Genomic DNA, 12,446 nt, shown 5'->3' on the forward strand with positions numbered 1-12,446 from the left:
ATATTTTTGGGCGATAGCCACGGTCGTGGAGGGGGCTGCAGAAACTGTCAGGCATATGCTTAGGGCTGGGAAAGGGGATACGCTCTTTGTGCTAAAGACTTTCCTTATTATCCGACCATCTGACAACAGAGGTTGTTTGCTGACTGGTTGGAAAGCCGCGGAATTATAGATCCTTTACAAGGCGCTCTATGGTTTGCGCTGAAACAACGCCAGCTGTTTCCCTTCTTTGCTGAAGGTTGCTTGATCCGTTGTAATACTCAGTTGGTAGGTGTCTGGGTTTTCAGGATCATTGGCCGTTGCGCACTGCATCTTCATGATATCGGCGGCGGTGGCTTGCCAGAAACAGCCTAACAAAGGTTCTTCCTGATTTTTTGCTAATACTGTGGCTGTACCATCATATTGAACTTTTAGCATCCAGTATCCTGAGGGATTAGTGCTTTTAGCTTCCCAGATGCCTGTTCCTGGATGCCCGCTACAGCCACTAATAAGCAGTAATGCCGTCATCACGGCTGCTGGCAAGCATATTGAATTTGTTTGCTTTTTCCAGCGGGAACGGCGAGCGTTTAAAATACGGGAACCCTCTATGGGAGTGGGTGAGCTTGAGAGAGCCATCTTGGTGTTTGCTTTAGGGATCATCAGGATAAATCCGTTGTAAAAGGGGCGCAAATGTCATTCTGAGCATCGTCGGCGTAACAAAGCTGCTTGATAATATCCTGGCAGTTTAAGGTAATGAAGGTGGAAACAACCTGTCCTGGCTCAAGTCTGTGGATCAGGCTGTTTAACTTTGATTAATTCTCTCTAGCTGAGGATCTCTTTACTGGGAAGGTTTTTAACCGGAGTTGCGGGCGGATTGCGCAAGAATAGACTCGAAGCCCTCAAATTGTGGTGGTCCCAGATAGATGCTTTTGGTTTGTTGGCTTTGTGTTCTGGCATTGGCGTGAGCTTTACGAAACTGTTCAGAGTGGGTCCAGGACTCAAAGTCATCAATACTGTCCCAGACGGTATGAGTCGCATAGAGACTGAACTCCTCTTTCTCCGGTCCCTTCAACAGGTGAAAGCTACAAAAGCCAGGAACGGTGTCCAGATATGACTCCCTTTGGCGCCAGATTTCCTCGAAAGCACTCTCCTGGCCAGGAACGATACGAAAGCGGTTCATAGCAATATACATTGAGTATTCCTGTGACGGTTGGGTTATCGAAGCCTGTCGGATGAGCTCTGTCAGAGACGAGCAGCTCATCCAGGCGATATAAGAGGTGTATAAATTATTGAGTACGAGAGCTGTTTACAGGTCGAGTGCACTGAGATCCAATTTTTTATCTTTGATTGGAGGACACCAGAAATAGCTACCAGTAATCGGCCGAGTAAAACGAAACAGTGCATCAACAGTACCGTCGTCTAATCCAAGCATACGCCTCATCTGTGCTTCAAAAGCTTCCAGTGATCGGCCAAAAGCAACAAACATTAACCCTGAGCCTGTTTCAGTCACCCAGGGCATCGAGCGTCTTAGCATAAAGGCTTCCGGGACAAAGCTCTCCTGAGCAGTACGTTTGACGTGGGCGGACTCAGGAGCATCGTCTAATTCCTCGTTATCACTTTTACGACGCCCAATGGTGTGATCCTGCTGAGTTTGGGGCATGGCTTCGAAAGCATCGAGGTCATGCAGCCACTGTTGTACGGCGACAAAGCTGGAGCCTTGAAGGGCTTCAGGCTGGTGAGCGATGGCGGCTTGTACCGCATCTTCTCCTTCAGGGTTTTCTGTGCCATCTTCATATCCCGTCAGGTCCTTTCCACCCTCGTGGACAAAGGCGTCTGTAACCTGTTCGAGTTCCAGAACTTCCGCCAGTTGATATTCAATGATTCGGCTTCGGTGCAGCAGTTCACCTCTGTCTACACCGCGGAGCCATATCCACAGGGCTGCGGGAGTTGATGGAACATCGATACCCTGATGGGTTAATGCCGGGAACGGATGCAGGCCCGGTAGATCGGTCCCTAGTTGTTGTATAAGGGACTGGCCTAAACCGATAACAAGATCTTTTTGCTGGGGAAGGTTTTCTATCGCGCTTCTTAGCTGATCAGCAGGACTATCTGGCCGCAAAGTGAAAAACAGGTACCGGGCATTGGCCGGAAGTGGTTCCATAATTCCTTGCTGCACCATGGTCATATTCTGTTCCTGTCTGAATGTCTGTTGTATTGAGCTTGAGGCTAAAATAATCGCTCCATTTTTGTAAGAAGGCAATAACAGTACAGGGATTTTAGTTTTCTCAGAGGAATGATAATACGTATATGTCCCGTTGGAATGTGCTGTTGATGGATTGGGTTCATGGGGCGAAGAGTACTAATGTGGTCGTTGCTGATAGAAGAAGGCGCTGTAGAGATCATGGGCTGAACTGTTTAATTTTATCAGGTTGAGCCTAGTAAAAGCTTCTGAGTTGCCAGATCCTGTTGTTTGCGGCGGGCATAGACTTTCATTTCTTCTGAACAGGAAAGTTGATCCAGGCTCTCTGGAAGTTGTGCTCCGGCGCTGATGAGCGCACCAACAAGAGCTGTTTTTTCCTGTTGCAGCAATACCTCAAGAGGAGAGCTGTTGTTGCTGTTTCGAACATTGATGTTACCGCCATGCTCTATTAACCGGGTTATCAGCAATAACTTCAGGTTGTCATCTTCAATATCCAAGCAGCAGAAAAAAGCAGAGCCTGCTTTGGCATTAGCATTTATACCCTGTGACAATAGTGTTGTCAGAAGGGCCAGCGGAGCTTCTTTTGACTGGATTGCTAAGGACATCAGTGACAGCTGATCGGCATCCGCTGTGGGCAGCTCTGCTCCGGATTCGAGCAATAGTGCAAGGCATTCAGGATCCTGCTTTATTAGCGCGCAGATAATCGGGAGCTGAGGGGAAGTATCCTCTGTCAGGGAAAAGGCCTGATTAGTATTTGCTCCTTTTCGAATTGCTTTGAGCAGCTCACCAGGACTATTGTTGCCTAACGCCTTTCTAAGTGCATGGTCTGCCCTTTTTTGTCTGAATTCAGTAAGCAACGGTATCTATCCTTTTAAGGAGGTCCTGCAGTACTTGCGTTAACTGCTTTTCCTGCATTGACGCCTTAGTCAAACAGGTGGATTTAATAAGTCAGCCAGCACTAAGGTGAGATCGTAGCGTTTCAGGTAATGGGGTTGATTGCTCAGTGGCAAAGTCAACCCAGACCATCTTTACTCTACCTGTGCCACATAATGGACGCTCAGAATCGGCGATATAAAGCTTATGGGAAATTTCAATGCTACTACGGCCCAGGTGTTCCACCTGAGTCCTGATTTCTATTGAGGCCGGATAGACAACTGATTTAAGAAAGTCACAACTGGCGCTGATAACAACGGGTCCTGTTGCCTGCTCATTAAGGTTTATTCCGAGTTCTTTTAACCATTGAATTCTTACTTCTTCCAGCAATCTGAAGTAGTTAACGTTGTTCAGGTGCCCGTAAGCATCCATATCTCCCCAGCGAATAGGAAGTGTGACGGAATGTTCCATAGTAATACCTCAGACAATGCAAGCCTGGTGCAACACAGTACTTCATTGATTTAGAGTGAGTGAATCCGGTCCGGAGTTGTTTATATGATTGAGCTACAAAGATAATATTTTTAACAGATAGATTCCCGTTCCCAAAGTCAGTATCGATCCAAGGGTCGTCAGGGCAACAATATTCGCTGCCAGCGTACCGTTCCCTCCCATGACTTTTGCCATTACGAAACTGGCGGCTGCGGTAGGGCTGCCAAACAGAACAAAGAGAATAGCTAATTCATTACCACGGAATCCAGTGAGATAAGCTCCAAAGGTCAGTAGTATGGGGAGGGTCACCAACTTCAGCAGACTGGCATGTATCGCGGGTTTTGAACTGGTACCTAAATATTTAAGGTCAAGTGAAGCGCCTATTGTCAGCAGTGCCAGTGGAAGTGTCAGGTCTGCAAAATAACTACCTGTGCTTTTCAGCAGCTCGGGCATCGGTAGACTCCACATTGAAAAGGGAAGGGCGGCGGCTACAGCCAGAATCAACGGATTACGGATAATCGAGATCAACAGCTGCTTCGGGTTTAAGCCTCCTTCATTTGACAGGCTTAGGACGATAATTGAAAGCACGTTGTAGAGAGGGATGATCAGAGCAAGCAGCAAAGCGGCCGGAGGTAACCCTGGACTTCCTAGCATGTTAAATACTACTGCCAGACCGATAATGCCAAAGTTTCCGCGAAATGCTCCCTGGGTAAACACACCTTGATCCGCTGGTGCTGTAATCAGCTTGCGGGTACAGAAATATATCAACAGTACAGCCAGACAGGTGCTGGTGTAGACATAGGTTAGTTGTCTGGCGCTGAACAACTGGAAGAAGTCAGCCTGAGCGACGCTCAGAAAGATTAATATCGGTAAGGTCAGGCTAAATACCAGTCGTGATGCCTGATCGACAAAGGTGGTGTCAATAACCTTCAGACGACGCAATAAAAAACCACTGATCAGCAGAAGAAAAATAGGTAAGACAATCTGTGCCGTCTCAGAAAGTGTCTGTAGATAAAAATTCAATGTCTGGCCTGATTGATAAGCAGTCTGTGTTGAATGGCCATATTACCTGAGATTAGATAATAAAACATGATAGATCTATATCATAAATAAACACATCAATACTTTGATTTGATGTGTTTATATTAATTTTAGATTATTTGTTTTCGATTTTTGACTTATCAAAAGTATAAATAGAAAATCAAATATTAGATGGTGAATCTTGGTAACAGCTATTCCCACAGGGTGCGGACACTGACAGCCAGTCATCGATATTCAGCTCAAAAGTCACGATGGTTGCAGGAGTAAAGTGAATTATTTCCCCGCTCAGAGAGGTGGCCAGTTCGCTTATGGTGGGGTTGTGGCCGATTAAGGCGAGGTGTTCAATGTGTTCCTCCTGGCTGCTTAACAGTTGAATTAACTGATTACTGTCTGCGCTGTACAGCGATCGATCAGGGTGCAGTATGTTATCCGGGTAATGTCGAGATCGTATCAGACTTTCTGCGGTTGACATGGCTCTTTTTGCGCTGCTGACGATGATCTTTTGCGGCGTCTTCGCAGGATTATAACGATCGGCTACACGAATAATATCCGCTTCCCCGCGGGGACTCAGAGGACGATCAAAATCGCTACAGTCAAAAGGAGTCTCAGCTTTAGCGTGACGAATCAAGGTCAGCAGTTTCATTGGCGCTCCGTTATAGAAGAATCTCGGGTCACTCTATTATTGGATATCTTTGGTAAGAAGCAAGAACTTATACTGGCTGTATGGCTGTTACAAAAAAGGCGGCCATTGGCCGCCTTTGGATTGAATGTTAACCTCGATTACCCGCCGAGGTAAGCGTTTCTGACTTCATCGTTAGTCAGCAGGCTGTGGCCTGTATCATGAAGAACAACACGACCATTTTCCAGAACATAACCTCGGTCTGCAATACGCAAAGCCTGGTTGGCGTTCTGTTCTACCAGAAAGATAGTGACACCTTCGTCACGTAGCTTCTGGATAATATCGAAGATCTGTTGAATGATAATCGGAGCAAGTCCAAGGGATGGTTCATCTAATAGAATCATCCGGGGCTTGGCCATCATCGCTCTTCCTATAGCTAGCATTTGCTGCTCGCCTCCCGACATGGTCCCGGCTCGCTGGAGAAAACGTTCCTGAAGACGGGGAAACAGCTCAAGAACGTGAGCCTGAATCTCATCGGACTCCTGCTTGTTCCTGAAATAAGCCCCCATATGAAGATTTTCTTCGACTGTCAGACCAGAGAAGACTCGACGACCTTCGGGTACAATTGCCAACCCTTCACGCATGATCTGGGCGGTAGGTATTCCGGTGATATCTTTACCGTCGAATACGATTTTTCCAGAGGATGCCTGCGGATCACCACAGATTGTCATCATCAGGGTCGTTTTACCGGCGCCATTGGCACCAATCAGCGTTACGATTTCACCCTTCTTAACCTCAACAGAGACATCATGAAGTGCTTGAATCTGCCCGTAATGGGTATTTACATTTTCAATTCGAAGCATCTTATTCCTCCCCGAGATACGCTTTGATTACGTCAGGATTATTTTTCACACTTTCTGGCGAACCATCGGCCAGAGGCGTGCCTTGAGCAATCACGTAAATGTGGTCGGAGATCCCCATGACCAACGACATATCGTGCTCAATCAGTAGCACTGATATTTCATGTTCGTCCCGTAGCTTGACGATCAGCTCGTCCAGTTCTTTGGTTTCGTTAGGGTTTAAGCCTGCAGCGGGCTCATCCAGCATCAGTAACTCCGGTTGGGTTACCATACAGCGAGCTATTTCGAGGCGGCGCTGCTGTCCATAGGCGAGGTTGTCAGCCTCCCGGTTAGCATGTTCCAGCAGGTCTACTTCTTTAAGCCAATAGGCTGCTCGATCCATCGCCTCTTCTTCAAGACGACGATAACTCGGAGTTTTAAACAGACCAGCTACGAGGTTGGTGTTCAGATGACGATGCTGAGCAACCAGCATATTCTCAATAACCGTCATCTTCTTGAACAGACGCACGTGTTGAAAGGTACGGACCAGTCCCTGTCGGGATATCTGGAAATCTTTCATTCCGGCAATCTGTTTGTTCTTAAACATTACACTGCCTTCCGAGGGTATATAGAACCCTGAAAGGCAATTGAATACAGTGGTTTTACCAGCGCCATTCGGGCCGATAACGGATACGATCTGTCGGTTTTTAACAGTCAGGTTGACGCCGTTTACCGCTACCAAGCCACCGAAGCGCATGGTCAGACCTTTTACATCAAGCAGTAGCTGACTCATTGTTGTTTCAACTCCAGGTGCGGTCGTTTCATGGGAACCAGGCCTTCGGGTCGCCAGCGCATCATCAGCACCATGACCAGTCCGAATAACAGCATTCGGTACTCAGAAAATTCACGAGCCAATTCTGGCAGAATGGTCAATACAATGGCTGCCAGAATAACACCGACCTGAGATCCCATCCCGCCCAGTACAACTATCGCCAGGATGATTGCAGACTCGATGAAGATAAAGGATTCCGGGCTGATAAAACCCTGTCGAGCTGCGAAAAATGATCCGGCAAAGCCTGCTGTGGAAGCACCGAGAGTGAAGGCAGAAAGCTTAATGGCGGTGCGGTTCAAGCCTAGTGAGCGGCACGCTATTTCGTCGTCTCGCAGGGCTTCCCAGGCACGGCCTATTGGCATTCGCATCAGTCGATTGATTACGTAGACGACAAAAAGCATCAGGATAACAGCAATAAGATAAAGGAAGATCACCTTATAGGAGCTTGAGTAATCGATCCCCATGAATTCATGGAAGGTCATGTTTCCTTCTTCTTTGGCGCGGCGGGTAAATTCCAGCCCAAACAGTGTTGGTTTGGCAATTCCGGAAATCCCATTTGGACCACCTGTCAGATTAGTCCAGTTATTTAACAGGATACGAATTATCTCGCCAAAGCCCAGAGTCACGATCGCCAGGTAATCACCCCGCAGCCGCAATACCGGGAATCCCAGCAGGAAGCCAAATAAGGCTGCCAAGCCCGCAGAGATAGGAAGGCACGCCCAGAAAGACAGTCCGAAATATTGGGATAACAGTGCGTAGGTGTAGGCTCCAACAGCGTAAAATGCGACAAAGCCCAGATCCAGTAGTCCTGCCAGCCCAACGACGATATTCAGGCCCAGCCCCAGCATAACGTAGATCAGCGTCAGAGTTGCAAGATCAACAGCACCCCGAGAGACCATAAACGGCCAGACCAGCAAGCCAACAACCAGGGCTGCAAACAGCCAGGGTTTTAGTATTGCCATTTTCTTTTCTTCTGGCAGCAGGTGGCCAATTTTAGGTTTGGGCAGGCTGCCAAAAGCACGATCTATCTGACCAGCAAATAACTGAGACAGAAATACAATGGCGATACCCAGACCAATCCAGGCCCATTGCTCAGTAGTGGCTCCAGTAACGGTCAGTTGAGTGCCTTCAGTGTTGAGTTTGACCCCAATCATCAGGCAGGCAAGTACCAACGCTATACCGGCGGCAAAAACGGCATTATAGAATTTCTTAGTCATTAGACTTTTTCCACCTCCGGCTTGCCCAACAATCCACTAGGACGGAACAGTAGAATCAGCACCAGAAGGCTGAAGGAGACTACATCTTTATACTCGGAAGGGAAGAAGGCTGAAGTCATGGCTTCTGTTACACCCAGTATCAAGCCTCCAAGCATGGCACCCGGTATTGATCCGATACCACCAAGCACGGCTGCTGTGAATGCTTTCAAACCGGCTATAAAGCCAACAAAGGGGTTTACCACACCGTAATATAATCCCAGCAATAACCCGGCGACAGCTGCGAGAGCGGCACCAATAACAAAGGTTAAGGCAATAATCTTGTTGGTATCTATGCCAAGCAGGTTGGTCATGCCCAGGTCTTCCGAGCAGGCTCGGCAGGCGCGTCCCATGCGGGAGCGAGAAATAAACAGTGTCAGTCCGCCCATTGCGACGAAGGTTGCAACCCAGATTATCAATTGCATATAGGAGAATGAGACTTCAAACAGGCTTGGGTCGCCGAAGGTCCAGCCGCCTGAAATCTGAGGAGGTAGAGCTACATCGCGAGAACCCTGGGACAATACCACATAGTTCTGTAGAAAAATGGACATGCCAATAGCAGATATAAGAGGGATCAGGCGATTTGAGCCACGAAGGGGTCGATAAGCTACGCGCTCTACCGTCCAGCCATAGGTGCTGGCGATAATCACGGCTAATAGTAGGGCAACCACCAGAATGAGGGGTAGGCTGACCATCCCCATTCCCATCAAGCCGGCGATGACGATAAATGTCACATAGGTGCCGATCATATAGATTTCGCCGTGGGCAAAGTTGATCATACCGATGATGCCGTAAACCATCGTGTAGCCGATTGCAATCAGGGCATAGGTGGACCCGATAGTCAGCCCGTTGATAAGCTGCTGTATCACATAGAGAGTTGTTTCTGTCATTTGTGGGGACCAGATAGTACAACACCCTTAAACCTTGGATCACAAGGTAAGGGTGTTTGGGGAGTTCCGTAGCCGTTCTCAATGGAGGTAGGGAACGACTGCTAACGTCCTGTTATTTAATTACTTTGCCGCAGTTTTGCTACCGTCAGCATGCCAGTTGTAAACAACAAAGGAGAATTCAGTCAAGTCACCTTTATCATCGAAGTCAAGGTCACCGGTGGTGGTCTTGAAGGTGTTGCTACGGATGTAATCAGCCAGTTCTTGAGTATCAGTAGATCCGGTTGCCTTCATTGCATCGGTCATAACCTGAATGGCTGAATAAGCTGGGAAGACAAAAGGTCCGGTTGGATCTTCGCCTTTATCACTAATAGCTTTAACCAAAGCCTGGTTGGCAGGATCCTGATCGAAGCTTTGTGGCAGGGTAACCAGCAGGCCTTCAGAAGCTTCACCAGCGATCTTGGAGATATCCGGGTTGCCGACACCTTCAGGTCCCATAAACTTGGCATCAAAGCCTTTCTCTTTGGACTGACGCAGGATCAGGCCCAGTTCTGGGTGGTAGCCACCGTAATAAACGAAATCCACGTTGTTTTTCTTAAGCTTGGCGATCAGCGCAGAGAAGTCTTTATCACCTGCAGTTACACCTTCAAACATGACCGGTTTGATGCCGGCCTTTTCTACTTCATTTTTGACAGAAGTCGCCAGGCCTTCACCGTATTGCTGTTTGTCGTGAATAATAGCCATATTCTTTGGCTTTATCTTATCGATTACGTACTGGGCTGCAAAGGGTCCCTGCAGGCTATCCAGACCGATAGTCCGGAAGATCATCTGATAGCCTTTTTCAGTAATCGTTGGAGAAGTGGAGGCTGCGGTGATCATCAGTACGCCTTCTTCTTCATAGATATCAGAAGCAGGCTCGGTTGAGGAGGAACATAGGTGTCCAACTACGTGCTGTACACCATCGTTGACGATTTTGTTGGCAACAGCTACTGCTTGCTTGGGATCACAGGCATCGTCATAGATAACGCCTTCCAGCATCTCTCCGTTAACACCACCTGCCTTGTTGATTTGTTCAATGGCGGCCATTACACCAATTTTTTGCATGTCTCCATACTGAGCAACAGGGCCCGTTGCAGGTCCAGCGAGGCCAATTTTTATATCTGCTTCGGCTACGGTTGCGCCTAGCATCAGAGCGGAAACACTAAGACCCAGAATCGTTTTTTTTAAGTTCTTCATTCTCGACTTTCCCGTCATATTCTGATTGTTATCTGGCAAGCTTTGGTGCTGCCTGCGCTTATTTTTTCGGTGACTGTCCGTCTGTAAACAGTTGAATAGAACCTGTCACCAGAAATAGGCTGTAACCTTAACTTCTTCCGATTGGGGAAAGCAAATATTTTTACAGCTGTCAATTATAATGATCGCTTGTGATGAGTAATATTGACGAGTGTTAAATATAATCCTCGGCAGGTTGATTTTTCGCACAGATACATTGATCTACGTGTAAATATGGTCTCAGTTTTTTGAGTCTGATGTTTACCGGTTCCGTTGCTTCGGTATTTACCCACCGTGTTCTTTCTATCTATAGGGATAAGGAAAAAATGATGGAGATAAGGAAAAAAGTCACTTCATAGTGGAAAGAATACAAAAGTAGCGAAAAACTGAGACGGACATGTTGACACCGTCGCTGGATGGGGTAATATGCCGACCTCTTCGCGGAGGGGTGGCAGAGTGGTCGAATGCACCGGTCTTGAAAACCGGCGTGGGTTAATAGCCCACCGAGAGTTCGAATCTCTCCTCCTCCGCCATTTTTTGATTGATCCTCGATAGCTCAGTTGGTAGAGCAGTAGACTGTTAATCTATTGGTCACAGGTTCGAGTCCTGTTCGAGGAGCCATCAAAGTGAGACGGCATACCAACGTCGTCGAAAGCGAAATTCGGTTAATATGGGTCGTTAGCTCAGTTGGTAGAGCAGTTGGCTTTTAACCAATTGGTCGGGCGTTCGAGTCGCCCACGACCCACCATCGAATTTCACTTGTAGCCTTGGTTGTACTTCTTTTGTGCACAGGGTAATTGGGCGGGTCGTTAGCTCAGTTGGTAGAGCAGTTGGCTTTTAACCAATTGGTCGGGCGTTCGAGTCGCCCACGACCCACCACTCTCATATCATTGATATCTCTCGCTGAAATCTGGCATCGCTGTTATTGAGTTGTTTTTACTAAAGCACTCATCCGTTTTCTGTTTGATTGAAAAAATCCTACTTATCCATAAACTAAGCATTCTCTGGATGCCTTTTTTCGTGACCGGTCTTTATTTTGGTTGTGATCTCCTGTTGCTGACCGGGTGTGGCATGAGGAGTGGTGCCCTTGGGTTGTTTATCGTCATGCTGAAGTTGTTTTATCGCGTAAGGATCGTTTTTTTGTAAGGGGAAGGCTATGAAGTTGGGCATGTTTCTTGTTATTGCTGTTCTGTTGAGCGGGTGTGCGTCAGTGATGGAGGTAAAGCAGGATGTTAATATCTGCTATTTCGGTGAGATCTATGCGGATGCATGTCAAAGCGTAGAGGTGGCAGATGATGAGAATCTGGTTTGTATTGATATGTCCACGCAGGTGGAGTTTGAGATTATGGATTGTGATCTGATGTTGAATAAGTCGAGGTCAGGTTCTTAGTCGCTATCAGTTCTTGTCGGTGTTGTATTCGATTGCAACAATCTCGTAGTACTTGGTGCCTGAAGGCGTTATAACCTGCACTTCATCGTCGATGGATTTTTTCAGTAATGCTTTGGCCATTGGCGAATCTATACTGATCATTCCGTTCTCCAGATCGATTTCGTCAGGGCCTACAATCCGGTAGCGGTGTTCCTTGCCGTTTTCGTCTTCAAGGGTTACCCAGGCAGCGAAATATATTCGCGATTGGTCTGTCGGGGGGCGGTAAACAACCTCAAGCTCTTCCAGGCGTTTATCTAAAAAACGAACTCGCCGATCAATTTCCCTTAGTTGTTTCTTGCCGTAAATGTACTCGGCATTTTCGGATCTGTCGCCCTGGGCGGCGGCTTCCTGTACTGACTGCGTTACTTCGGGTCGCTTTACTTTCCAGAGGTATTTCAGTTCTTCTCTAAGGCGGCGCTCTCCTTCGCTGGTGATGTAGTTCGAGCCTCTGCTTCTGGGTGGACGATATCTGCCCATGTTGATTTATGCTCCGTCTGTTGTAGGTTGTCCGGTAACGCGAAAGTGCGTTTATAGCTGTCGCTTCAGCGCGCTAGTGTTGGTGTATCTGTCTAAAAAATCAATGTGATTTTTCATGCTCTGTTGTTTATAAGCGGTTGTTTGGGGCGTAGCTTACGGTGTTGTTTAAAGCGATGAGGTTGTGTTTTAGGCTGCTCGCTCTTGAACTAGACTGAATGAAGCAGTGGTACGGGTGTTGCGAGCTGATGCCAGATACGCA

Annotated in this window: 15 protein-coding genes and 4 tRNA genes; 5 read left to right on the forward strand and 14 right to left on the reverse strand. The window is 47.5% G+C overall.

Translation table 11 applies throughout. The features are described 5' to 3' along the window. Nucleotides 1–186: 186 nt before the first annotated feature. From BGP75_RS03780 to BGP75_RS03835, 12 genes are all read right to left on the reverse strand, one after another. A complete protein-coding gene (locus BGP75_RS03780; protein ID WP_076715307.1) occupies nucleotides 187–636 on the reverse strand; it encodes a hypothetical protein in 450 nt (149 codons plus the stop codon). Nucleotides 637–829: 193 nt separating this feature from the next. Beyond that, nucleotides 830–1,168 (reverse strand): antibiotic biosynthesis monooxygenase, encoded by a 339-nt coding sequence (locus BGP75_RS03785; RefSeq protein WP_076715310.1) that lies wholly within the window; start codon nucleotides 1,166–1,168, stop codon nucleotides 830–832. 114 nt (nucleotides 1,169–1,282) lie between these two features. Next, entirely contained in the window at nucleotides 1,283–2,161 is an 879-nt protein-coding gene (locus tag BGP75_RS03790) for a Dyp-type peroxidase (RefSeq protein ID WP_076715313.1), read from the reverse strand. Between the two features lie 239 nt (nucleotides 2,162–2,400). Further along, nucleotides 2,401–3,033 carry a hypothetical protein gene (locus BGP75_RS03795; protein WP_076715316.1) on the reverse strand — a complete coding sequence of 211 codons (633 nt, stop codon included), beginning with the start codon at nucleotides 3,031–3,033 and terminating at the stop codon, nucleotides 2,401–2,403. Nucleotides 3,034–3,124: 91 nt separating this feature from the next. Further along, nucleotides 3,125–3,520 (reverse strand): thioesterase family protein, encoded by a 396-nt coding sequence (locus BGP75_RS03800; protein ID WP_076715318.1) that lies wholly within the window; start codon nucleotides 3,518–3,520, stop codon nucleotides 3,125–3,127. A gap of 93 nt (nucleotides 3,521–3,613) precedes the next feature. Then, nucleotides 3,614–4,561 carry an AEC family transporter gene (locus BGP75_RS03805; RefSeq protein ID WP_076715321.1) on the reverse strand — a complete coding sequence of 316 codons (948 nt, stop codon included), beginning with the start codon at nucleotides 4,559–4,561 and terminating at the stop codon, nucleotides 3,614–3,616. A 178-nt stretch (nucleotides 4,562–4,739) separates the two neighbouring features. Then, nucleotides 4,740–5,222 carry a histidine phosphatase family protein gene (locus BGP75_RS03810; protein ID WP_076715324.1) on the reverse strand — a complete coding sequence of 161 codons (483 nt, stop codon included), beginning with the start codon at nucleotides 5,220–5,222 and terminating at the stop codon, nucleotides 4,740–4,742. Between the two features lie 137 nt (nucleotides 5,223–5,359). Then, nucleotides 5,360–6,061 carry an ABC transporter ATP-binding protein gene (locus BGP75_RS03815; protein WP_076715327.1) on the reverse strand — a complete coding sequence of 234 codons (702 nt, stop codon included), beginning with the start codon at nucleotides 6,059–6,061 and terminating at the stop codon, nucleotides 5,360–5,362. Nucleotide 6,062: 1 nt separating this feature from the next. Continuing rightward, the gene (gene livG, locus BGP75_RS03820) at nucleotides 6,063–6,830 is read right to left on the reverse strand and encodes a high-affinity branched-chain amino acid ABC transporter ATP-binding protein LivG (protein WP_076715330.1); all 768 of its coding nucleotides are present in this window, start codon (nucleotides 6,828–6,830) and stop codon (nucleotides 6,063–6,065) included. Further along, on the reverse strand, nucleotides 6,827–8,086 hold the full coding sequence (locus BGP75_RS03825) for a high-affinity branched-chain amino acid ABC transporter permease LivM (protein WP_076715332.1): 1,260 nt from the start codon (nucleotides 8,084–8,086) through the stop codon (nucleotides 6,827–6,829). The genes livG and BGP75_RS03825 overlap by 4 nt, the downstream gene beginning before the upstream one ends. Beyond that, nucleotides 8,086–9,012 carry a high-affinity branched-chain amino acid ABC transporter permease LivH gene (livH, locus tag BGP75_RS03830; RefSeq protein ID WP_076715335.1) on the reverse strand — a complete coding sequence of 309 codons (927 nt, stop codon included), beginning with the start codon at nucleotides 9,010–9,012 and terminating at the stop codon, nucleotides 8,086–8,088. Before livH ends, BGP75_RS03825 begins: the two co-directional genes overlap by 1 nt. A 120-nt stretch (nucleotides 9,013–9,132) precedes the next feature. Beyond that, entirely contained in the window at nucleotides 9,133–10,245 is a 1,113-nt protein-coding gene (locus tag BGP75_RS03835; protein ID WP_076715338.1) for a branched-chain amino acid ABC transporter substrate-binding protein, read from the reverse strand. A gap of 478 nt (nucleotides 10,246–10,723) precedes the next feature. Here BGP75_RS03835 and BGP75_RS03840 point away from each other — a divergent pair. The 4 genes from BGP75_RS03840 to BGP75_RS03855 all read left to right on the forward strand — a co-directional run bounded on the left by BGP75_RS03840 (nucleotide 10,724) and on the right by BGP75_RS03855 (nucleotide 11,160). After that, a tRNA-Ser gene (locus tag BGP75_RS03840) sits at nucleotides 10,724–10,814 on the forward strand. 12 nt (nucleotides 10,815–10,826) lie between these two features. Beyond that, nucleotides 10,827–10,902 (forward strand) — tRNA-Asn (locus tag BGP75_RS03845). Nucleotides 10,903–10,953: 51 nt separating this feature from the next. Continuing rightward, a tRNA-Lys gene (locus BGP75_RS03850) sits at nucleotides 10,954–11,029 on the forward strand. Nucleotides 11,030–11,084: 55 nt separating this feature from the next. Further along, a tRNA-Lys gene (locus tag BGP75_RS03855) sits at nucleotides 11,085–11,160 on the forward strand. Nucleotides 11,161–11,274: 114 nt separating this feature from the next. On the opposite strand, the gene BGP75_RS26990 is transcribed toward BGP75_RS03855, so the two are convergent. After that, nucleotides 11,275–11,451, reverse strand: a complete 177-nt coding sequence (locus BGP75_RS26990; protein WP_158070059.1) for a hypothetical protein — start codon at nucleotides 11,449–11,451, stop codon at nucleotides 11,275–11,277. On the opposite strand from BGP75_RS26990, the gene BGP75_RS03860 reads away from it, so the two are divergent. Next, nucleotides 11,438–11,671 carry a hypothetical protein gene (locus BGP75_RS03860; RefSeq protein WP_076715341.1) on the forward strand — a complete coding sequence of 78 codons (234 nt, stop codon included), beginning with the start codon at nucleotides 11,438–11,440 and terminating at the stop codon, nucleotides 11,669–11,671. The genes BGP75_RS26990 and BGP75_RS03860 overlap by 14 nt on opposite strands. Nucleotides 11,672–11,677: 6 nt before the next feature. Here the strand turns inward: BGP75_RS03860 and greB are convergent, their stop codons facing one another. After that, on the reverse strand, nucleotides 11,678–12,187 hold the full coding sequence (gene greB / locus BGP75_RS03865; protein WP_076715344.1) for a transcription elongation factor GreB: 510 nt from the start codon (nucleotides 12,185–12,187) through the stop codon (nucleotides 11,678–11,680). Nucleotides 12,188–12,446: the final 259 nt, after the last annotated feature.

Source organism: Motiliproteus sp. MSK22-1, assembly GCF_001968815.1.
Classification (GTDB): domain Bacteria; phylum Pseudomonadota; class Gammaproteobacteria; order Pseudomonadales; family Balneatricaceae; genus Motiliproteus.

Bases quoted from the DNA above. Each gene is read 5' to 3' on its own strand.
- BGP75_RS03780 (WP_076715307.1), bottom strand. From the start codon at position 636: ATGATCCCTAAAGCAAACACCAAGATGGCTCTCTCAAGCTCACCCACT.
- BGP75_RS03790 (WP_076715313.1), bottom strand. From the start codon at position 2,161: ATGACCATGGTGCAGCAAGGAATTATGGAACCACTTCCGGCCAATGCC.
- BGP75_RS03825 (WP_076715332.1), bottom strand. From the start codon at position 8,086: ATGACTAAGAAATTCTATAATGCCGTTTTTGCCGCCGGTATAGCGTTG.
- BGP75_RS03810 (WP_076715324.1), bottom strand. From the start codon at position 5,222: ATGAAACTGCTGACCTTGATTCGTCACGCTAAAGCTGAGACTCCTTTT.
- BGP75_RS03800 (WP_076715318.1), bottom strand. From the start codon at position 3,520: ATGGAACATTCCGTCACACTTCCTATTCGCTGGGGAGATATGGATGCT.
- BGP75_RS26990 (WP_158070059.1), bottom strand. From the start codon at position 11,451: ATGCCCAACTTCATAGCCTTCCCCTTACAAAAAAACGATCCTTACGCG.
- BGP75_RS03815 (WP_076715327.1), bottom strand. From the start codon at position 6,061: ATGCTTCGAATTGAAAATGTAAATACCCATTACGGGCAGATTCAAGCA.
- livH (WP_076715335.1), bottom strand. From the start codon at position 9,012: ATGACAGAAACAACTCTCTATGTGATACAGCAGCTTATCAACGGGCTG.
- BGP75_RS03860 (WP_076715341.1), top strand. From the start codon at position 11,438: ATGAAGTTGGGCATGTTTCTTGTTATTGCTGTTCTGTTGAGCGGGTGT.
- BGP75_RS03785 (WP_076715310.1), bottom strand. From the start codon at position 1,168: ATGTATATTGCTATGAACCGCTTTCGTATCGTTCCTGGCCAGGAGAGT.
- BGP75_RS03835 (WP_076715338.1), bottom strand. From the start codon at position 10,245: ATGAAGAACTTAAAAAAAACGATTCTGGGTCTTAGTGTTTCCGCTCTG.
- livG (WP_076715330.1), bottom strand. From the start codon at position 6,830: ATGAGTCAGCTACTGCTTGATGTAAAAGGTCTGACCATGCGCTTCGGT.
- greB (WP_076715344.1), bottom strand. From the start codon at position 12,187: ATGGGCAGATATCGTCCACCCAGAAGCAGAGGCTCGAACTACATCACC.